The 21186-nt window shown below is 65.0% G+C and carries 13 protein-coding genes and 1 pseudogene; 9 read left to right on the plus strand and 5 right to left on the minus strand.

Features of this window, described 5'->3' with window-relative positions:
• Positions 1–117: 117 nt before the first annotated feature.
• The 5 genes from BLT81_RS10965 to BLT81_RS10985 all read left to right on the plus strand — a co-directional run bounded on the left by BLT81_RS10965 (position 118) and on the right by BLT81_RS10985 (position 7195).
• On the plus strand, positions 118–1293 hold the full coding sequence (locus BLT81_RS10965) for a TAXI family TRAP transporter solute-binding subunit (RefSeq protein WP_019193544.1): 1176 nt from the start codon (positions 118–120) through the stop codon (positions 1291–1293).
• A gap of 12 nt (positions 1294–1305) precedes the next feature.
• Positions 1306–3270 (plus strand): TRAP transporter permease, encoded by a 1965-nt coding sequence (locus BLT81_RS10970; protein WP_019193543.1) that lies wholly within the window; start codon positions 1306–1308, stop codon positions 3268–3270.
• 16 nt (positions 3271–3286) lie between these two features.
• Positions 3287–4774, plus strand: a complete 1488-nt coding sequence (locus BLT81_RS10975) for a 3-oxoacid CoA-transferase (RefSeq protein ID WP_019193542.1) — start codon at positions 3287–3289, stop codon at positions 4772–4774.
• Positions 4775–4862: 88 nt separating this feature from the next.
• The gene (locus BLT81_RS10980) at positions 4863–6074 is read left to right on the plus strand and encodes an acyl-CoA dehydrogenase family protein (RefSeq protein WP_019193541.1); all 1212 of its coding nucleotides are present in this window, start codon (positions 4863–4865) and stop codon (positions 6072–6074) included.
• Between the two features lie 23 nt (positions 6075–6097).
• Entirely contained in the window at positions 6098–7195 is a 1098-nt protein-coding gene (locus BLT81_RS10985) for an MFS transporter (RefSeq protein ID WP_019193540.1), read from the plus strand.
• 27 nt (positions 7196–7222) lie between these two features.
• Here BLT81_RS10985 and BLT81_RS10990 read toward each other — a convergent pair whose 3' ends face one another.
• Both BLT81_RS10990 and arsB read right to left on the minus strand, forming a co-directional pair.
• A complete protein-coding gene (locus BLT81_RS10990) occupies positions 7223–7627 on the minus strand; it encodes an arsenate-mycothiol transferase ArsC (RefSeq protein ID WP_019193539.1) in 405 nt (134 codons plus the stop codon).
• A gap of 19 nt (positions 7628–7646) precedes the next feature.
• On the minus strand, positions 7647–8693 hold the full coding sequence (gene arsB / locus BLT81_RS10995; protein ID WP_019193538.1) for an ACR3 family arsenite efflux transporter: 1047 nt from the start codon (positions 8691–8693) through the stop codon (positions 7647–7649).
• 37 nt (positions 8694–8730) lie between these two features.
• Here arsB and BLT81_RS11000 point away from each other — a divergent pair, with 37 nt between their 5' ends.
• Both BLT81_RS11000 and BLT81_RS11005 read left to right on the plus strand, forming a co-directional pair.
• Positions 8731–9057 carry an ArsR/SmtB family transcription factor gene (locus BLT81_RS11000; RefSeq protein WP_019193537.1) on the plus strand — a complete coding sequence of 109 codons (327 nt, stop codon included), beginning with the start codon at positions 8731–8733 and terminating at the stop codon, positions 9055–9057.
• On the plus strand, positions 9050–10033 hold the full coding sequence (locus BLT81_RS11005; RefSeq protein ID WP_019193536.1) for an NAD(P)-binding domain-containing protein: 984 nt from the start codon (positions 9050–9052) through the stop codon (positions 10031–10033). The genes BLT81_RS11000 and BLT81_RS11005 overlap by 8 nt, the downstream gene beginning before the upstream one ends.
• A gap of 17 nt (positions 10034–10050) precedes the next feature.
• Here the strand turns inward: BLT81_RS11005 and BLT81_RS11010 are convergent, their stop codons facing one another.
• The 3 genes and pseudogenes from BLT81_RS11010 to BLT81_RS11020 form a co-directional block, all read right to left on the minus strand.
• The gene (locus BLT81_RS11010; RefSeq protein ID WP_155860788.1) at positions 10051–10986 is read right to left on the minus strand and encodes a hypothetical protein; all 936 of its coding nucleotides are present in this window, start codon (positions 10984–10986) and stop codon (positions 10051–10053) included.
• Positions 10987–11286: 300 nt separating this feature from the next.
• A complete protein-coding gene (locus BLT81_RS11015; protein ID WP_019193534.1) occupies positions 11287–11529 on the minus strand; it encodes a hypothetical protein in 243 nt (80 codons plus the stop codon).
• Positions 11530–11626: 97 nt separating this feature from the next.
• Positions 11627–12599, minus strand: a pseudogene (locus BLT81_RS11020) (IS481 family transposase).
• A 775-nt stretch (positions 12600–13374) separates the two neighbouring features.
• Here BLT81_RS11020 and BLT81_RS12805 point away from each other — a divergent pair.
• The gene (locus BLT81_RS12805; RefSeq protein ID WP_155860787.1) at positions 13375–15585 is read left to right on the plus strand and encodes a histidine-type phosphatase; all 2211 of its coding nucleotides are present in this window, start codon (positions 13375–13377) and stop codon (positions 15583–15585) included.
• Positions 15586–15925: 340 nt separating this feature from the next.
• Positions 15926–20893: a DEAD/DEAH box helicase gene (locus tag BLT81_RS11030; protein ID WP_019193530.1), complete on the plus strand. Its 4968-nt coding sequence runs from the start codon at positions 15926–15928 to the stop codon at positions 20891–20893.
• Positions 20894–21186 lie beyond the last annotated feature (293 nt).

The raw sequence follows: 21186 nt of genomic DNA on the forward strand, positions 1-21186 counted from the left end.
CCGGTGCGGCTTACCGGAAAGGGTATTAATCACCGACTCTGTGACGCAGAACATAGTTTTCTGGTAAAACTAATCCCCAATGTGATGTAGGCAACCCACCAGCACGAACGGGGATGTATGAGCACCTTCGGCCGCCGAGCGTTTCTCAAGGGCTCCGCGCTTCTTGGCGTGGGCGGGCTCCTGTCCGCCTGCGGCGGGCCCGCCCAGGGGGCGGACGGCCAGATGGTGTGGGTGACGTTCAACGCGGGCACCGGCACGTACAACGACGTCGCGGCGATCGCGAACATCATCACGGCCGAGTCGGGCACGCGCGTGCGGCTCATGACGGGCGATACCGGCATCGCGCGCGTGGCACCGCTGATCTCGCGGGTGGCGGACTACGCCCGCGCCGGCGACGAGACCTACTACGCCTTCGAGGGCGACGACGAGTACGCCTCGGAGACGTGGGGCCCGCAGCCGGTGCGCGGCGTGTGGAACCCGCCGGGCAACTACGGGGTGTTCACGCTGCAGCGCTCGGGCATCGAGACGGTCGCCGACCTGCGCGGCAAGCGCTACCCGCGGCTCATCGCCTCCACCTCCATTAACTGCAAGCTCGAGGCCATCTTGAACTTCGGGGGCCTGACGCCTGACGACGTCGAATTGGTCGACATCGCCTACTCCGAGCAGATCGGCGCGGTGAAGGCGGGACACCTCGACGCCGCCTACAACAACGTGGTCGGCGCGACGATCGAGGAGCTCAACACCACCGACCCGATCCACTGGCTTCCCCTCGGAGGCGGCGCCCCGGAACAATATGCCACGTGGGAGGACCTTGCCCCCATGGTCACCCCGGGCACGACCCTCGATGCGGTGGGCCACAAGGGCGAGCCGATTACGAACCTGCAGTATTCCATCCCGCTGAGCACGCTGTCGGACCGCCCGGCCGACGAGGTGTACTCGGTGCTGAGGTCCATGCACGACAACTTCGACACGCTGCGCGGGATGACGCCCGACATCAAGAACTTCGCCACCGACCGGACCCTCGTGGTGCCCATGGTCATCCCCTTCCACGACGGCGCGATCCGTTTCCTGCGCGAGGAGGGCCGCTGGAACGACAGCCTGCAGCGCCGCCACGATGCGCTGCTCGACCGCGAGCAGGCGATGGCGCAGGCCTGGCCGGGGTTTTGGCGGGACAACCACCGCGCCTACCCGGACCGGCAGGGGCCGAACTCGCTGGCCGCGGCGTGGCGCGCGTGGAAGAAGGACAACCTGCCGGCGCTGCCGCCGGCCGACGACCCATCCGCGGCCGCGTAGGAGGAGGGCACCATGACGACGGCAACGCTACCCACACCTGCCCCCGCCTCCCCCGAGCAGGCGACGAAGGACACCAACCCGCGGCTGACCACCCCGTGGCGCATTGTCATCGGCGTGCTCACCGTCGTGGGAATCGTGATCACGATGAACCAGGTCTACTTCTGGAACCTGTTCGGCCTGTCCATCCCCACCAACTCGTTCCTTTACCTCGTGCTGGCGGCCTTCGCCCCGATCGTCCTCATCGTCAGCCCCCTGCGCGCGGGGGACGGGGCGCGCCGGGGCGTGCCGGCCTACGACATCCTCTGTATCGCGGTGTTCATGGCCAGCAGCATCTGGCTCGCGCTGCACGGGCCGGATATCTCCTACTTCGGCTGGTCCATGGTGCCGCCGCCCCTGGCGCAGGCGATCAGCGTCGTCTACTGGGCGCTGGTGCTGGAGATTCTGCGCCGGGCCGCCGGGTGGATCGTGGCGCTCCTTGCGCTCGTGGTGTCGCTCTACCCGCTGGTCGCGGGGGCGATCCCGGTGGGCTTCCTGCAGGGCATCCAGTACGACTTCCTCACCCTGGCGTCGATGCACGCGATGGGCGGCGAGTCCATCCTGGGCCTGCCGCTGCAGACGGCGGCGAATATCTTGGTGGGCTTCCTCCTGTTCGGTGTCGTGCTGCAGCACACGGGCGGCGCGGCCTTCTTCAACGACCTTGCCACCTCGCTGTTCGGCCACTTCCGCGGCGGTTCGGCGAAGGTGTCGGTGACCAGCTCCGCCGCGATGGGCATGATGTCGGGTTCGGCGGTGTCGAACGTGCTCACCACGGGCCCGATGACCATCCCCACGATGATCAAGGCGGGCTTTAGCCCGAAGACGGCCGGCGCCGTCGAGGCGACGGCCTCCTCCGGCGGGTCGATCACTCCCCCGATTATGGGCACCGCGGCGTTCCTCATGGTCTCGTTCGTGGGCGTGCCCTACACGGAGATCCTCATCGCGGCCTCGATCCCGGCCTTCCTCTACTTTTTGGGCATCTACCTGCAGGTGGACGGCTACGCGGCGGCGCGCGGCCTGAAGGGCATAGACAAGGCGCAGCTGCCGCGCACCCTGCCCACCCTCGCGCACGGGTGGCCCTACATCCTGGCGCTTGTGGCGTTGACGGCGGCGCTGCTGTTCGCCCCGAGCGAGGCGCAGGTGCCGTTCTGGGTGGTCGGCCTGCTGCTCGTCATCGCCATCGTGCTGCCCAGCGTGACGTTCGGCGTGAGGGAGCTCTCCGACCTGCTGCTGGAGGCCGGAAAGACGATCGGGCAGATCATCGGCATCATCGCCGGCGTCGGGCTGATCCTCGGCGGGCTGTCCGCCACCGGCGTTTCCCTCTCGCTCTCGCGGGACCTGGTGGCCATCGCCGGGGAAAACGTGCTGTTCATCCTGATCGTCGGCGCGCTGGCCTGCTTCGTGCTGGGCATGGGGCTAACCATCTCCGCGGCTTACGTGTTCCTGGCCATCGTGATGGTGCCCGCCCTGACGGCGCTGGGCGTCAACCCGATCGCCGCGCACCTCTTCGTCATCTACTGGGCCTCGGTCTCCTACATCACCCCGCCGGTGGGCCTTGCGGCGATCGCGGCGTCGGGCATTTCGGGCGCCAGCGCGATGGGGACGAGCATCGAGGCGATGAAGTTCGGCGCGGTGAAATACATCGTCCCCTTCGCCTTCGTGCTCAACCCCGGTCTGGTGGCGCAGGCGCCGGGCCAGCAGATCGCGTTCGCCTTTGTCACCTCCGTCGTCAGCGTGTTCGCCCTCGGCTCCTGCTTCACGGGCTACCTGCAGTTCGTGGAGGCCCGGATCGGCCTGTTCACCCGCGCGTTGCTGCTGGTGGGTGGGCTGTTGGTGTTCCTGCCTCAGGTGGGGGTGTCGGCGGCGGGCCTTGTGTTGATTCTCCTGGGCGTTGCTGCGGGCGTCGTTAGTAAAAGGCGGCCTGCGCGTGCCCACTCGTAACCAGAAAGAAGCTGTTATGTCTCGTACCGAATTCAAAATTGTCCTCTCCCCCGCGGAGGCCCTCGCCGACGTCCACGACGGGGCATCGCTCGCCGTCGGCGGCTTCGGCGCGGTGGGCAACCCGTTTTTTCTTCTCGACGCCCTCATCGAGCGCGGCACCCGCGACCTCACCGTGTACTCCAACAACCCCGGCACCCTGATCGGGAAGGAGCCGGTCGGGCTGGCGAAGCTCTTCGAGGCCGGCCAGGTGTCCCGGTTCTGCGGCTCCTACATCGGCAGCAACGTCTACGTGCAAAGCGCCTACCTGGAGGGGCGCCTCGACGTGGAGCTCGTGCCGCAGGGCACCCTGGCGGAGAAGCTGCGCGCCGGCGGCGCCGGCATCCCGGCTTTCTTCACCCCGGCCGGATACGGCTCCGCGGTGTCCGAGGGCGGGCTGCCCGTGCGCTACGGCCCCGACGGCGAGGTGGTGGAGGAATCGCAGCCGAAGGAGACGCGCGAGTTCTCCTTCGGCGGTGCGCAGCGCGGCTACGTGCTCGAGGAGTCCGTCAAGGCCGACTTCGCGCTCGTGCGCGCGTGGCAGGCCGACGAGGACGGCAACCTGGTCTTCCGCAGCTCGGCGCGCAACTTCAACCCGGACTGCGCGATGAACGCTAAGGTCACGATCGTGGAGGTAGAAAAGCTCGTCCCCCGCGGGGCGTTGGACCCGGCGGGCGTACACGTGCCCGGCATCTTCGTCGACCGCATCGTGCCGCTCACCTTCGAGCAGGCGCACTACCGGCCGGTCGAGGTGCCCACTCTGCGGGTGGACGACGCAGACGGCGCCCCCGCGGGCGACGGCGAGGCGGGGGGCTGGTCGCGCGAGCAGATCGCGCAGCGCGGCGCGCGGGAGCTCAACCCCGGCGAGTACGTCAACATCGGCATCGGCCTGCCCACCTTGGTGCCCAACTACATCGACGATTCGAAGGGCATCATCCTGCAAAGCGAGAACGGCATCCTCAAAACCGGCCCGTTCCCCCTGCTCTACGAGCTGGACCCGGACACCATCAACGCCGGGAAGCAGACGGTGACGGTGCGTCCGGGCGCCTCGTTCTTCAGCTCCTCGACGAGCTTCGCCATGATCCGCGGCGGCCACGTCGACTCGGTCATCCTCGGCGCGTTCCAGGTCAGCGAGCGCGGCGACATCGCGAACTGGGGTATCCCCGGCAAGAAGATCAAGGGCATTGGCGGGGCGATGGACCTCGTCGAGGGCGCCCGGCGCGTCATCGTGCTCATGGAGCACACCGCCCCGGACGGCAGCCCGCGCATCGTCAGCAGCTGCACCTACCCGCTGACGGGCCGGGCGGTGGTGGACACGATCATCACCAATCTCGGCGTGTTCCAGGTCGACGAGCACACCGGGCTCACCCTGACGGAGCTCGCGCCGGGCGTGGAACTCGACGAAGTGAAGGAAAAGACGCAGGCCCCCTTCGCCGTCGACCTGGCGGGCGAGGGGGCGACGGCGTGAGCACTCCCCCGCGGGCGGGACGGACCCCGCCCATATCGTTGCTGGCAGGCACACACACCCACCACTAACCATGAAGGAGCAAGGACCCATGACCGACGCAACCGACCTGATCAACTTCGACGCCCTGCTCACCCCGGAGGAGGTGCAGTGGCGCGACTCTGTGCGCGCCTTCGTGGAGGAGGAGATCAAGCCCCACGTGGGCCAGTGGTACGAGGACGCCTACGTGCCGCTCGAGCTGATCCCGCGCTTCGCGGAGAAGGGCATGATCGGCGCGCACCTGCCCGGCTATGGCTGCCCGGGCCGCACCGCCGTGGAGTACGGCCTGTCCATGCTGGAGGTCGAGGCGGCCGATTCGGGCCTGCGCACGATCTTCTCGGTGCTGGGCTCGCTGGCGATGACGTCGATTCACAAGCACGGCACGGAGGAGCAGAAGAACGAGTACCTGCCGAAGATGGCGCGCGGCGAGCTGCTCGGCGCCTTCGGCCTGACGGAGCCGACGGCGGGCTCGGACCCGGCCTCGATGATCACCCGGGCGACGTGGAAAGAGGGCGAGGGCTGGCTGCTCAACGGCGAGAAGCGCTGGATCGGCCTGGCGCACCTGGCCGACATCACGGTGGTGTGGGCAAAGGTCTCCACCGCGGACCTCACCGCCGCCGGCCACGAGGCACCGGAGGGCCGCGAGGAGACGGTCGCCGGCTTCCTCGTGCCCAAGGGCACCCCGGGCTTCGACCCCCAGCCGATCACGAAGAAGCTGTCCATGCGGGTGTCCACGCAGTCGCATATCACGCTTGACGACGCCCTCGTGCCCGCCTCCAACATCCTCTCCGCCCGCTTCGGCCTGAAGGCGCCCCTGATGTGCCTGAACGAGGCCCGCTACGGCATCGGCTGGGGCGTGCTCGGCGCGGCCCGCGACTCCCTGGAGCAGGCGCTGGCCTACGCGCTGGAGCGCACCCAGTTCGGCCGCCCCCTGGCCAGCTTCCAGCTGACGCAGAAGAAGCTCGTGGACCTGGCGGTGGGCCTGAACCAGGGCTACCTGCTGGCCCTACACGTCGGCCGCCAGAAGGACGCCGGCACCCTCGACATCAGCCAGATCTCGGTGGCAAAGCTGCAGAACACGCGCGTCGCCATCGACATCTGCCGCGAGGCCCGCACGATCCTCGGCGGCAACGGCGTCACCCACGACTACTCGCCGATCCGCCACGCGGCGAACCTGGAGTCGGTGCGCACCTACGAGGGCACGGACGAGATGCACACCCTGATCCTGGGGCAGAAGATGACCGGGATCAACGCGTTCTCCTGATCGGGGGTTGAGGCGTGGGCAGGGTGCGCTACCTCTGCATCATGATCGGCGGCTTCCTCGGCCCCTTCGCCGGGCAGTCGCTGTCGGTGGTGCTGCCGGAGTTCGCGGCGGATTTTGGCATCTCCCTGCGCTTGGCGTCGCTGACGATGACGGCGTACATGCTGCCGTTCGCGTTCATGATGCTGGTGTCCACCTACTTGGTGCGCACCCTCTCCCCTACCCGCGTGGTGCGTGTCGCCTACGCCACCATCGCCTGCGCGTCGGTGGTGCTCGTGTTGTCGCCCGTGTGGTGGGCGTTTGTGGCGGCGTACATCGTCGCCGGGATCGCGAACGCGTTCACGGCGCCGCTGCTGCAGCTGATCCTGCGGCACATCACCGCGCCGGGCGAGCTGGGCAAGGCGATGGGCACCTACGCTGCGATGCAGGCCTTCGGGCTTTTCTCCGCTCCGCTGTTCGCGGGTGCGGCGGTGACGGTGGCGTCGTGGCGTTGGATGTACGTCGCCCTTTTCGCTTTCGCGGTGTTCATCGTCTGCGTCGGCCTGCCCGCGGTGCCGCCCTCCGGGGCGGTGTCGGAGGCGGTGCGGCTGCCGCCCGGCCGGGTGCTGCGCGCCGTCTACACGCTGCTCGCCATCGGCGCCGGCGTGGTGGGCATGGGCTTTCTCATCTCCCTGCACGTCGAGGCGCTGTTCGACGCCCCGCCCCTTACCCGCGGCCTCATCGTCATGGCCGGCGGGCTCACCGCGTTCCTCTTCGCCCGCCCCGTCGGCGGGCTCGCCGACACGCGGGGGCCGCGCCCGCTCATCGTCGGCTCGTTGCTCGTCGGTGCGTGCGCCATGGTGGGCGTCGGGGTCGCGCCCTCGATGGTGGCCATAACGCTGCTGTGGGGCGTGGCGGTGCTCGCCGCGCAGGGGGTGCAGGTGGGTGTGAATATGCTCATTTTGGCGTCGCCACGCGGGGCCCAGATCCTGTCGACGATCCAGGCCTTCCGCTTCTTCGGCAACGCCCTGACGCCGATCCTTATTCTGCCTCTGTACGGCGTGGCGCCGCTGCTCGGCTTCGGGGCGGCGGTGGCGTTCCTCCTCGTCGCGGTGGTGCTGAACGCGGAAGCGCTGCGAAAATGACGCGGCGGCGGACGTTCCCGTTCTAGGTCAGAGCTCGCGCAGGAGGGTGCGAACGCGGGCGTCGATGTCGTCGCGGATGAGGCGCATGCGTTCCATCCCCTCGATGCCGCGCGCGGAGGGTTCGTCGGTGCGCCAGCGCTCGAGCGTGCCCCGCGCGCCGGGCGGGAGGGTGACCTCGGCGTCGGCGCCGAGCACGACCACGCGGTCGACGGAGGCGAGCAGGTCGGGGTCGATGCCCTTCGGTCGACCCTGGGACATGTCGGCGCCCGCCTCGGCGATCGCCGCGACGGACTCCGGGTTGAGGCCGGCCCCGGGGGCGGTGCCCGCCGAGTAGACGGCGACGGCGTCGCCCGCGTGGTGGGTGGCCAGCGCCGCCGCCATCTGGGATTTTCCGCCGTTGCCGACGCAGATGAACAGAACTGAGGGGGCCATGGGGGTTCCTTTCGGGTGTTTAGCTGTGTACCGCGTGCGCGCGGGGTGAGGCGTCCCAGCGGGGCCGCAGCCACAGCATGACGTAGACGAGGCCGACGAGCACGGGGATTTCGATGATCGGGCCGACCGTCCCGGCGAGCGCTTCGCCGGAGGTGGCGCCGAAAGTGCCGATGGACACCGCGATCGCGAGCTCGAAGTTGTTGCCCGCGGCGGTGAACGAGACGGCCGCCGTGCGCTCGTAGGTGAAGTCGGCCACCCTGCACACGAGCAGGGAGAGGAAGAACATGCCGATGAAGTAGCACAGCAGTGGCAGCGCCGTCCGTGCGACCGCGCCGGGCTGGGTGGTGATCTGCTCGCCCTGCAGCGCGAACAGCAGCACGACGGTGTAGAGCAGGCCGATGAGAGCGAGGGGGGAGATCGCGGGCAGGAACGTGGATTCGTACCAGTCGCGCCCGCGCACGCGCTCCCCCACCACGCGCGAGAGTGCCCCCAGGGCGAGGGGGATGCCCAAGAACACGAGCACCGAGGTGACGATGGCGGTGAAGGAGAAGGCCGCGGTGGCCGTCGGCAAGCCGAGCCATGCGGGCAGCACCTGGAGGTAGAACCAGCCGAGCACGCCGAACATGAGGACCTGGAAGAGTGCGTTGAGGGTGACCAGGACGGCGGTTGCTTCGCGGTCGGCGCAGGCCATGTCGGTCCAGACGAGGACCATGGCGATGCAGCGCGCGAGGCCGACGATGATGAGGCCGGTGCGCAGCTCGGGCTGATCGGGCAGGAAGAGCCAGGCGAGGGCGAACATGAAGGCGGGCCCGACGACCCAGTTGAGCACGAGGGAGACGCCCATGAGGCGGGCGTCGGTGGCGACCTCGCGGGTGGAGTCGTAGCGGACCTTCGCCAGCGGCGGGTACATCATCACGAGCAGGCCGATCGCGATGGGCACGGAGACGCCCCCGACGGTGAGGGAGTCGAGGAAGGGCGCGAGCCCGGGCACGGTGCGGCCGAGCAGCAGGCCGGCGGCCATGGCCAGCAGGATCCAGAGGGGAATGAAGCGGTCCAAGAGCGACATGGCCCTAAATATAGACCACGGTCGATATAATCGACGCATGCTTGTCGACGCCCCACCGTGCTGCCCCCTCACCACCGAGCCGCTCTCCCCCGCGGACGCCGACCGCCATGCCGCCGCGTTCAAGGTGCTGGGCGAGCCGGTGCGCCTGCGCATCATCTCCCTGCTCGCCGCCGAGGGCTGCCCGCCCACCACGGTCGGCGAGCTGGCGGAGGCGTTGGAGCTGAGCCAGCCGACGGTGTCGCACCACCTCAAGCGCCTCACGGAGGCCGGTTTTCTTGCCCGGCGCCCGGAGGGCCGCCGCGTGGTGCATACGGTGCGCCCGGAGCTGTTTGCGGACTTGAGGACGGTGCTGTCCGTTGGCTGAGCACCACTCCGCGATCGTCGTCGGCGGCGGACAGTCCGCCCTGGCCACGGCCTACTACCTGCGCAAGTACGGGGTGGACTTCCTCATCCTCGACGACCAGGACGGCCCCGGCGCCGCGTGGCGCCACGTGTGGCCCTCGATGACGCTGTTTTCCGCCAGCGAGTTCTCCAACCTGCCCGGCTGGCCCATGCCCCACTACCCCGGTTTCCCGCCCGCGGAGCACGTCGTGGAGTACCTGGCGGAGTACGAAAGGCGCTACGACCTGCCGGTGAAGCGCCCCGTGCACGTCGACCGGGTGGGCCACGACGGCGCGGTGTTTCGCCTGGACACCACCGCGGGCGCCTACACGGCGGACGCGCTCGTCGCCGCGACGGGCACGTGGTCGGCGCCCTTCGTGCCCTTCTACCCCGGCACGTTCGACGGCGAGCAGTGGCACTCGGCGCGCTACCCCGGCCCGGAGCCCTTCCGCGGCGCGCGCGTTGCGGTGGTGGGGGGCGGGAACTCGGGCGCGCAGATCGCCGCGGAGCTCACCGAGGTCGCCGACGTGACGTGGTACACGCGTCAGGAGCCGCGGTGGATGCCCGACGACGTCGACGGCCGCGTGCTGTTCCGCCGCAACCGGCAGCGTGTGCTGGCGATTCAGTGCGGCGAGCCCGACCCCGGCGCGGACTCGAACCTGGGCGACATCGTCGCCCTTCCGCAGGTCCGCGAGGCCCGCGACTCCGGCCGCCTCACCGCGACGCCCATGTTCGACTCGCTCGACGAGGTCGACGCCGATCACCTCATCTGGTGCACGGGCTTCCGCCCGGCGCTTGAGCCGGTGCGCTCGCTTCTCGACGCCCCCATTCCCCTCTTCCTCGTCGGCTACGGCGACATGGTCGGCCCGGGCGCGGCGACAATCACCGGCGTGGCGCCCTTTGCCAAGCGCGCGGCCCAGGGCGTGGCAAATGTTTCACGTGAAACATCGTCGGAGTGAGGGGCGGGGTGGGCTGACTACTGAGCCGACACGCCCATAAGCGGGTCGCGGATTTCGATCCCGCGCTGCTTGTTGTAACACACTGTGGCCGCTCCCAGCTCTTCTGATCGCGCCGCCGTCGGGGACGAGCAATCCCACCCGTCGAACGACACCGAGATGGTATTTCCCATACCTTCTTCGAACTTCCTCGCGTCGTAGCGGTCAAGGACGTCCATGGCCTCCGCGCACGTGATTTCGCCCGTGACGACGTCCGCCAGGCGGTGCCCCTCCATCGCGCCGCACATTATTGGGCCCTGAACGAGTACGTCCGTGCCGGTCTCGTACCCCATCCCCGGCTGCGCCAGGGCCTTCTCTGTCAGTTCCCGGGAGCTGAGCACTGGGCCCTCGGTCACGATGCGATGATCCGCCCCCGCGATCTCGAAAGCGGCGGAGTCGGAGGTGCACACCAGCGACTCGTTGTCCGGCTTCGCGCACTGAACGTTGCCGAGGTTCACCCACTGCCCCGGCTTGAGTTCGGCCGTGGCGGGCGGGATGCCTTCCGCGTTGGTGTACGCCACGCCGTCGGCCGAGATCTGAACGGCCCCGGGCCGGCCGCCGTCCACGTCGGGCACCGATTTGTCGGGGGTGCCGAAGCACGTGACAGCGCCGTAAAAAACGCATTGGCTCGCTGCGCCGCCGTTGACGAAGGAGAACATCTTCGATCCGTCTGCGTCGAACAGTGTCGGGCTCACCTGCTGCAACTGCGTGACATCGACGGAACGCACGGAGGCAGCCGGCGCGGCGGAGGTGGAGTGAGTGCTGGGTGTGTGCGTCTCGACGGTCGGTTCAACCGTCGTCGTCTGCGTCACCGTCTGCGGCTGCGGAGGTTCCGTCGTCGCTGAGCATGCGGAGAGGGTCAGCGCTGCGGCCGCCACAGCAGTAGGCAGAACGATCGTCCGGGCTGGGGTGTACATAATTGTGAGTATGCCAGGTGATATGGGGCTGAGGTGCGGGGTTGGGGATTGGTATCCGCGCGGGGCGGGTAGATCGTCGCGTGGGCGGGCGCCGGAGGGCCGCTCGTTGTTCGTGGAGGCGGGCGGCTCATCCCCGCCTGCGCTGGGAACGCGGATTTGTTAGGGGCCCTGGTGCGTCGGAGGCGGCTCATCCCCGCCTGCGCGGGGAACCCCACCCGGAGCTTGACATGTGGAGCGATGAGTACATGGAGATCGTGGAATTGGCCTAACTGTCCAGCTATCTTTGGGCCCATGGTCTTCTTAAGTCGAGATAAACAACTCGTGGACGATCTCCTCATCCGTGTCAGTCAGCTGGAAACAACCGTGTCCGAACTCGCCGCGCGGGCCGGTGTGCGGCCCCCCGCGTATACGCCCCTGGTATCGCAAGCCGTGCGGGATCTGAGCAACCAAGGAAACCACATCGCCGCGGTTAAAAAGCTGCGGGAGGAAACTGGCCTCGGTCTCCTCGCAGCCAAGCGGGTTGTTGATGATCTGCGGGGCCATACTCCGCTCTAGAACCGGCGGTACCTGCCAGCAAAGTTCGCCAGGATGCGGTCGTCCACTGTGAGGTCGACTCCCTCGGTCGCGGCGAGGAGCTCGTCTAGCTGTACTTCCCCGTGACGTTGTGAACGCGTTGTGCGGGGGTGAGGCCGTCGATGGCGGTGTGGGCTCGATGGTAGTTGTACTCGTGGATGAATTCCGTATACGTCTGCTGCTGGGCCTTTTCGCTGGTGTATGGGCGGATGTAGGCCCATTCCTGCATCAGGGTGCGGTTAAACCGCTCGACCTTGCCGTTGGTCTGCGGCCGGTACGCCTTGGTGGAGACATGCGTAATCGTGCCCAAGGGCGGCGTTGCACGCCGTGGAACGGTAGCAGGCTCCGTTATCGGTCATCACCCGTGTGACCTCGACACCGTGGAGGGAAAAGAACGCGCAGGCACGCCGCATAAAACCGGCGGCGGTGTTTTTCTTTTCGTCGGTCAGGATCTCCGAGTACGCCATCCGTGAGTAGTCATCCACGGCGTGATGCAGGTAGGAATACTCGCGCCCGGCGGGTGCACCAGCCTGTTTTTGTGCGTTGCGGGCGCGGCCCGCCCGGCGATCCTGTTCAGAGCCACGCCCGTGCACGCGCCAGCCGCCACCGTCGGGGATGCGACTGAGCTTTTTGATGTCGACATGGATCATGTCCCCGGGTTGGCTGCGTTCATAGCGTACTGGTGGTGCTTTGCGCACCGGCAGGCCGGTGGCCTGGTCGATGCGGGCTAGTTTCGGCATGGTGGAGCGCGCGACACCGAGATGGCAACCGATACGGTGTGGGCCCCACTGGCGGGTAAACCGCAGTGTGATGATGCGGCGCTGGGTGCGCATCGGCAGCTGGTGCGGGCACGTGCGGGGACGGTGTGACCGGTCGGTGAGCACTTCGCCACGGCGTGCCCGGCTCACCCACCTGTTGACGGTGGCTGGTCAGACCTGGAAGCGTTCAGCGACCCGGCGCTGCGTCCATCCGTGGGTGATGACCAGCTCAACCATCCTTGCTCTGCCGGTCGGGGTCAAAGGTGCGTTACGGTGTGTCATGGAAGCCTTCCGGATCGGTGTTCGTGTGGATACCTACTCCACTACCGGAGGCTTCCCCCATCCGCTCACACCGTTCACAACCTCCCGGGGAAGTACACCTAGATACGGTTGTTTCTACTTCGGTTCGGGGGTTCTCGAGCAGCTCCCCCCCCCAAGCGGCAAGGAAGAACCCGCCGGGCGCGGATGTGGCGGAAACGACGAGCAAACGGGGCGTGATCATAGCGGGTTTCCTCTGGGGTGCTTGTGGCTACGGCAGGAATGATGTGGCGCCGGCCGCCGCCGCACGCTTCCCAGGATAGGTTTCACGTGAAACGGGGCGACTGTGATGCGATAGCGCACGTGAGGGCCCCCGCAACGCACATGTGGGGACCCATTCTGGGATGCCGCCCGCACACTGGATCACCTTTGATGTGACGTGCCCAGCGAGAGGAGCGGCGAGCTAGGGGTGCAGGTCTGAATCAGTGCGCTCGAAATCTCGAGCCTTGTGTTTTCGGTTTCTTCTCGCGTGTTGTGGCTCTATATAATAGCTAGCTTGTAATAAGGTGTGAATAAGATAGGACATAATTCAATGCATGCCCATGGCGCCAGATAGTACACGTGACGGAATCGCGGACCTCCGTACAGAAGAAAAATGCCTTCTGGACTGGCGATTCGTCTTTGACGAGCGGTTGATTGGGAGCGGCACTATATTGTCCAATTGGTGATCTAGAGATCACTCTCCCGGGAATTTGCAAGGTTTACCCCTGTTCTCAGCTGCATCCACGATTGGAGAAACATGCGTAAATTCAGCGGCGCATTTGTCATTTCCCTTGCCGCGGCCGTGATCGCACAGAATGCTTCCGTCAGTTCTGCACAGGTTGCAGACTATTCGGCGGAGTTCTCTGCGCGGACAACCCCATCGTTCACAGGTTCCAACACGTCGTACGCCAACTCTAACGAGGCCTCAAAGCTTTCCACGGAGCTGCAAGAAGCGCCAGACGGTTTTGAGCCATCGTACTCTGCACTTTTTGCTCGTCACGGGTCCCGCACCTCAAGCGATTCGGGATACTACGACAGGCTAATCAACGGCCTTGAAGCTGCTGGACGGGTGGACTTCTTTGGTGGAGCTCCCACTCGAACTGAGCTGGGCAAAGAGATCGAGGATCACCTCCGCCAGCTTCGGCAGCTCCACGATCAGATCGGCGGAGGAAACCTTACGGGCCTTGGCCGTGAAGAATCCCGTGAACTCGCGGATAGTTTTGCTGAAAGGAATCGAGAGCTCCTTTCGGATAGTGAAGCCAAGCTGCGTCTAGAAGCCTCCACAAAAGGGCGCTCAATTGAGACGGGCGAGATTTTCGCACAACAGTTGATTGCCCATCGATTCGTCGTTGCACAGATTCCTGATAGGGCAACACAAAACAAAGAAGTCTTGCAAAACCAAGATGTCCCCGAGTCACCAGCTCAGCAGCGTCGGGAAGCTTACCTGCAGACGGATCCGGGTTACCAGGCTGTGAAGGGCATCCCGGAAAACTGGACAGCAGAAGTTCAGCCGTATGCGAATGCTGTATTTGAGCAGCTGCAAGGCTCGCGCAAGCCCTCTTTTTATGGGTACTGCGGCGGGCGCGCCAGAGATCTGTTTGAGGCGCGTGCATTCTCAGAATTGATGTCGGTTGAACGAGAAGCAGCTGGTGTCGGACCGTTCCCCGCTATTCCCGGGGCAGAGGACATGTACCGGTCCGTGCAGCAGTGCACCGCAATTGACGAATTCTATAAGCGCGGCGTCGGGTTGGAAGGGCAGGACCACTCGAACGCAAATGGCTTACCTCTTCTCAACCAGATTTTCGCGGGGATCGACGCCTCCGAAAACAACGAAGAGGTTGGGCAGCTTCTTTTCAGCCACAACGAGATTCTGACCCCGTTCAACGCCGTTCTTGCTATCCCGGAGATTGGTGCGAATCAGAAATTCCGCCCGGGCGAGCTGTTTAACTATGAGACCTATCCGGTTCTTAACCAGGCGCAGTCGGACCCGATGATGGGGAACATTGAATGGAATGTTTTCAAGCATGAGAACGGAACTCGGTTGGTGCGTATGCAACACAATGAACGGGCCGTACATTTTGGCCGTTCGTGCAAACCGATCAATGAAGAGTTTGACTACTTCTATCTTTACGAAGATTTGAAGGCCTGTTTGCCGGATGCGGGTCAAAGCATCCCATCCGAGGACGAGTTGTCTAAAGCGCGAAAACTCTTGCAGGAAGCGCTGAGCGAGGAAGAACTGATTCAAATTGTTTCGGTCATAGAGAACGAGGACGGTTCGACCACGTTGAAGCTTTCGAACGGGCAGGTAGTCACGGTTCCGCCGAACAGGCAAATCGTGGGGACGGAAGAAACCGGGAGCGCGGTGATCATTAAGTTGAGTGATGGCTCGGTGATCGAGATCGCTAAGGGCCCCAAGGGTGAACCCGGTGAGCAGGGCCCCAAGGGTGAACCCGGTGAGCAGGGCCCCAAGGGCGAACCCGGTGAGCAGGGCCCCAAGGGCGAACCCGGTGAGCAGGGCCCCAAGGGCGAACCCGGTGAGCAGGGCCCCAAGGGCGAACCCGGTGAGCAGGGCCCCAAGGGCGAGCAAGGCGAACCGTCTAGGATCGTTGCCCAAGGGGTCGATGGTGAAGGCAATACAGTGCTGACTTTCTCGGATGGCACCGTTGTCACCATCCCAAGCGGGGCATTGTCGATCGAGCGACAGTATCTCGACTCCGAGGGGAATACGGTGGTCGAGTTTTCGAACGGCCAGAAGATCGTTATTGCTTCACCCGCCCCGAGCAAGAGCAGCTCGGGATCGTCGTGGTCGGATTCCTCCTCTTTGACCGCCGTGGGTTCTTCAGCGTTCGCTGCTGGTGGTGTGGTAGTTGCTTTTGTGCTGGCCATTGCGGCAGTTGTCGGGGGTTTGCTGGGCATTATTCCGCTGGCTCCTCCGATTCAGTCTTTAATTGATCTCGTACAGCGGTAGGGCGGCTTTCTGAGTCTCCTTCACTGCACTCCTAAGCGGATTCCATTACAGCTGGGCTTTTCCCCGGCACCGAGTGTTTGGTAGGAGGAGCAGGAACCAGTCGCTCTGAGCGCGACGGAGCCGCCGCTATGCGCGCGGCCGTAAGGAATGCCGTGGAGCTAGGGCGCGATCCGGGGTGGAATCACCCTTAGGGGCGCGTCTTAGTTCATTGCGAGCATCCTGCCGGACTTTTGGTCGTCGGCTGTGCTTTTCTACCACGGCACGGAGATTCGGCCTCGACGGCCCCCGCCGATGTCGCTCAACCCCAAACGCGCGCGCTCGATGCGACATAATCATCTTTATGTCATACTTTGCAGAAGTGCTTGAGCAGCTCCGCGAGAACCAGCCGCAGGCTAAGTACGGGATTGCCTTTGAGAAGTTGATGGTCAATTTCTTCCGCACCTCCCCCTCCCTGGCGGAGCAGTTCGATGAGGTGTGCCGGTGGGCGGACTGGCGCTATAACGGGGGCCTCGCGGACACGGGGATCGACATTGTGGCGCACCGCAAGGACGATGACACGTGGGTTGCCATCCAGGCAAAGTTCTACAAGCCGAACACGAGCATCCACAAAGCGCACATCGATTCCTTCTTTGAGGCTTCGGGGCAGTCCTTCGAAACGGAGAAGGGGCGCGAGCATTTCTCGCACCGGTACATCATTGCAACGACGGACAAGTGGTCAAAGAACGCGGAGGCGGCGCTGGCAAACCAGGTGATTGAGACCAGCCGCATCGGCATGGCCGACATTGCGGCGGCACCGGTGAACTGGGATGTGGTCTTCCCCGGCTCCGAGATGCAGATCAACCTGACCCGCAAGGAGGCATTCATGCCGCGCAAGCACCAGGCCGAGGCGATCGAGAGCGTTGTGGGCGGGTTTGAGGCACACGACCGCGGCAAGCTGATCATGGCGTGCGGTACGGGTAAGACGTTCACCGCGCTGCGCCTCGCGGAGCAGATGGCGGAGAACAACGGCGGGAAGGCGCGCGTTCTCTTCCTCGTGCCGTCGATCGCGTTGTTGTCGCAGACGCTGCGTGAATGGACGGCGCAAGCGACGATGGAGATGCGCAGCTTCGCGGTGTGCTCGGACACGAAGGCCAGCCGGGCGGCGGAGGATATCGCCCCGTATGACCTTGAGGTTCCCGTCTCCACCAGTGGCGGCAAGCTCGCGGAGATCTTCGCCAGCGGCAAGCACGCGAAGGGCCTGCATGTCGTCTTTTCTACCTACCAGTCCCTGCCCGCGGTCCACGACGCGCAGCAAGAGGGCCTGGAGGCCTTCGACCTGGTCATTTGCGATGAGGCTCACCGCACCACCGGTGTGACGCTGGCCGGCGAGGACGCCTCGAACTTCGTGCGTGTCCACGATGGGGCGTACATCGAGGCGACCAAGCGCCTCTATATGACGGCGACGCCGAGGCTTTTCGACGACGCCGTCAAGGGCAAGGCCGCCGACCACTCCGCGGAGCTCGCCTCGATGGACGATGAATCTATCTACGGCCCCGAGTTCCACCGCCTCGGCTTCGGCGAGGCCGTGGAGCGGGGCCTGTTGACGGACTACAAGGTGTTGGTCATGACGGTCGACGAGGACGTCGCCGCAGAAGCACTTGCCCACTCCCCCAACGATCTGGTCAATCTCACCACCGCCTCCGCGATCATCGGCGCGTGGAACGCACTGGCCAAGCGTTCGGGCAAGCTGCAGGGCGGCAAGGACGGCTTCGAGGTCGGGGCGGCGCCGATGCAGCGTACCGTCGCTTTTGCGAAGGACATCAGGCATTCCCAGCAGATCGCCGATGCGTTCCCCACCCTCGTCTCGGCGCACCAGGAGATGCTGCGCCAGCACGCCGAACCCGGCGAGGCCAGCCTGCACAACATCGACCTGTCTGTCTCCGCGCAGCACGTCGACGGCACGATGAACGCCCTCGAGCGCTCCAACAAGATCACCTGGCTCGAGGCGGACATCCCGGCCACCGAATCGCGTGTGCTCACTAACGCGCGCTGCCTTTCCGAAGGCGTGGACGTTCCTGGCCTGGATTCGGTGATCTTCTTCAACCCGCGCAACTCCATGGTGGACGTCGTGCAGTCCGTGGGCCGCGTGATGCGCAAGGCCGAGGGCAAGGACTACGGCTACATCATTTTGCCGGTCGCGGTGCCCCCGGGGGTCAGCCCTTCGCAGGCGTTGAATGATAACGCCCGGTTCAAGGTGGTGTGGCAGATCCTGAACGCCCTGCGCGCCCACGATGATCGCTTCAACGCCAAGATCAACTCCATCGCGCTCAACGAGGGCGACGCGACGAAGCTGCCCATCGACGCCGACCACGTGGATACGCCGAAGAAGAAACTCGACGCCAGCGACGCGGCGCCCGCCGACAGGGCGCCGGATGAGGACGTCGCAAAGCAAGTTGCGCTGTTCTCGTTGGAGCAGTGGCAGGAGGCGATCTACACCAAGCTCGTGGACAAGGTGGGCACGCGCACCTACTGGGAGGACTGGGCCGACGATGTCGCAACCATCGCGCAGTCGCACATCACCCGCATCAAGGCTTTGCTTAACGACGCCAACCCGGCGCTCACCACAGAGTTCACGCGCTTCGTCGAGGGGCTGCGCGGGAACCTCAACGACTCGATCACCGAGGACGAGGCAATCAGCATGCTCTCGCAGCACCTCATCACCGCCCCGGTGTTCGACGCCCTCTTCGAGGGGCACTCCTTCACCCAACACAACCCCGTCGCCCAGGTCATGCAGCGCATGACCGACGCCCTCGAGGCCGCGCACCTGGAGACCGAAACGGAGTCGCTGGAGAAGTTCTACGAATCGGTGCGTGTGCGCGCCTCGGAGGTCTCCAGCGCCTCCGGGAAGCAGCAGGTGATCAAGGAGCTGTACGAGCGCTTCTTCCAGAAGGCCTTCAAGAAGCAGGCCGAGTCCCTCGGCATCGTCTACACCCCGGTGGAGATCGTGGACTTCATCCTCCGCGCCACCGACGACCTCTCCCGCGCCCACTTCGGCAAGGGGCTAAGCGACGAAGGCGTGTGCATCCTCGACCCCTTCGCCGGCACCTCCACGTTCACGGTGCGCCTGCTGCAGTCCGGTTTGATCCGCTCGGAGGACATGGCGCGCAAGTACGCGAGCGAGCTTTTTGCCACGGAGATCATGCTGCTGGCCTACTACGTCTCGGCCGTGAACATCGAGACCACGTACAACGCGCTGCTCGCAGAGGAAGCGACCCGCAACGGGGAACCCGCACCGGACTACGTGCCCTTCTCCAACATCGCGCTCGCCGATACGTTCCAGATCCACGAGGACGGCGACATCCCCGACCTGCAGATTTTCCGCGAGAATAACGCCACCATCGAGCGGCAGAAGAAGGCCCCGATCAACGTGGTGATTGGCAACCCGCCCTACTCCGCCGGCCAAAAATCCGCCAACGACCTCAACGCGAACCTGAAGTACCCGAGCCTGGACGCGCGCATCGCGGAGACCTACGCTGCGCACTCGACAGCCACGAACAAGAACTCGCTCTACGACTCCTACCTCCGAGCCTTCCGCTGGGCCACCGACCGCATCGGTGACCAGGGCGTCGTCGCGTTCGTTTCCAACGGCGGCTGGATCGACGGCAACACCGGCGACGGGGTTCGTCTCTCGATGGCTGAGGACTTCACGGATCTGTATGTGTTCAACCTGCGGGGCAACCAGCGCACCGCAGGCGAGCAATCCCGCAAAGAGGGCGGAAAGGTCTTCGGCTCAGGTTCGCGCAATACCGTGGCCATCACGATCGGTATCAAAGACCCGGAAAAATCGGGCTTCCAGCTGCACTACCGGGACATCGGTGACTACCTTCCGGCCGAGGAAAAGCTCCGCATCGTGTCTGTGTCCAGCATCGAGAGCATCGACTGGCAGGACATTACCCCGAACAGTGAGGGCGACTGGATCAACCAGCGCTCGGAAGAGTTTGCAACGTGGCCGGTGATCGGTGAGAAGAAGGGTGTCTCGACGACGTTCTTCACGACCTTCTCCCGTGGATTATCGACGGCCCGAGACGCCTGGGCATATTCGTTCTCCCGAGATGCGCTGCTTGAGAACCTTGAGACACTGACCGACACCTACGCGGAGGCGACCGCTGAACTCCATAAGTGGGCCAATCAAAAAGGGGTCACGAAACCGACGGAGGCGGATGTCACGACGTTTCTGCAGCAGAACCTGCAGTTTGCGGACACCGCCAAAATCTCATGGAACCGGACCTTAAAGAATCTTGCTGCGAAAGGCACCACGATCAACGTAGACCCGCAGCGGGTCTACTCCTCGCTCTATCGTCCTTTTGCCGGTCAGCGGGCGTACTTCGACCAGGCCTTGAACGACATGGTTTACCAGCTGCCAACGATGTTCCCGACGCCGGCTCATCGAAATATCGGATTCCTAGTCTCAGCGGCGGCAGCATCGGCTCCTTTTACTTCACTCGGCAGCGTACTTCTCCCCGATCTAGTATCAGTTGCAGGCGCGGGAAATCCCGGCCAGTTCTTCCCCCGCTTCACCTGGTCACGCCTCGACGCCGATGGTGGGTTGTTCGGTGAGGGGGACGTCGCTAAGCACAGCTCGGAGACGAGCATCTACGGCGAGATCGGTGAGGTCGTTGACGGGTACGTGCGCGTGGACAACGTCACCGAGGAGATCAAGGGAATCTACCGGGATGCGCTCGGTGCGGACATCACGGGCGATGACATCTTCCACTTCGTGTACGGCAAGCTGCACGATCCCGCGTACCGCACCAAGTACGCGGCGGATCTGAAGAAGATGCTGCCGCACATCGAGACGCCGACGGATCGGGCGGAGTTCGACAGGTTCTCTGCTGCGGGCAAGGAGCTGATGGGTCTGCACGTGGAGTACGAGTCCGTGGAGCCGTGGCCGCTCGATGTCCAGGTCAAGGGCGATGAGGCCGACCGCGAGACGTGGCGCGTGACCAAGATGCGGTGGGCTAAGCGCAAGGACCCGGAGACCGGCAAGGGCGTCAACGATGTGACCACGCTGATCTACAACCCGAAGGTGACCATTAGCGGCATTCCCGCCGAGGCGGAGGAGTATATGCTGGGCTCGCGCAGCGCCCTGGCGTGGATCGTCGACCGCTACCAGGTGAAGAAGGACAAGGCCTCCGGCATTGTCAACGACCCGAACGACTGGGCCGACGAAGTGGGCAACCCGCGCTACATCGTGGACCTGATCGGGCGCGTCACGCGCGTGGCGGTTGAGACGGTGCGAATCGTGGATGGGTTGGGCGGAAACGGCTGACGAGGCGTGGCATCCGACTCCATCTAGTGCGGTTGTTCCTCAGAAGTCTCAATTTCCCGCAGTTGAGGCCAGCGGCGCTCGACAGTGTCGCCATCATTCCTATACCCGATGACCTTGAGCTTCTTCCAATACGCGATGTGCACGTAAATGTAGGAGCTGCATTAACCATTGGCTTGGCCCAGGGTACGCGGCCCGGCTTCCGCAGCTAACAGAAAGACGCACCTAGCCACCGGGATAGAGGTCATCGCAGCCGGCGTGGTTGCCGGGAGGCCTTCGACACCCCGCCGTCGGGT

Origin of the sequence: Corynebacterium timonense, assembly GCF_900105305.1 — a bacterium.
Classification (GTDB): domain Bacteria; phylum Actinomycetota; class Actinomycetes; order Mycobacteriales; family Mycobacteriaceae; genus Corynebacterium; species Corynebacterium timonense.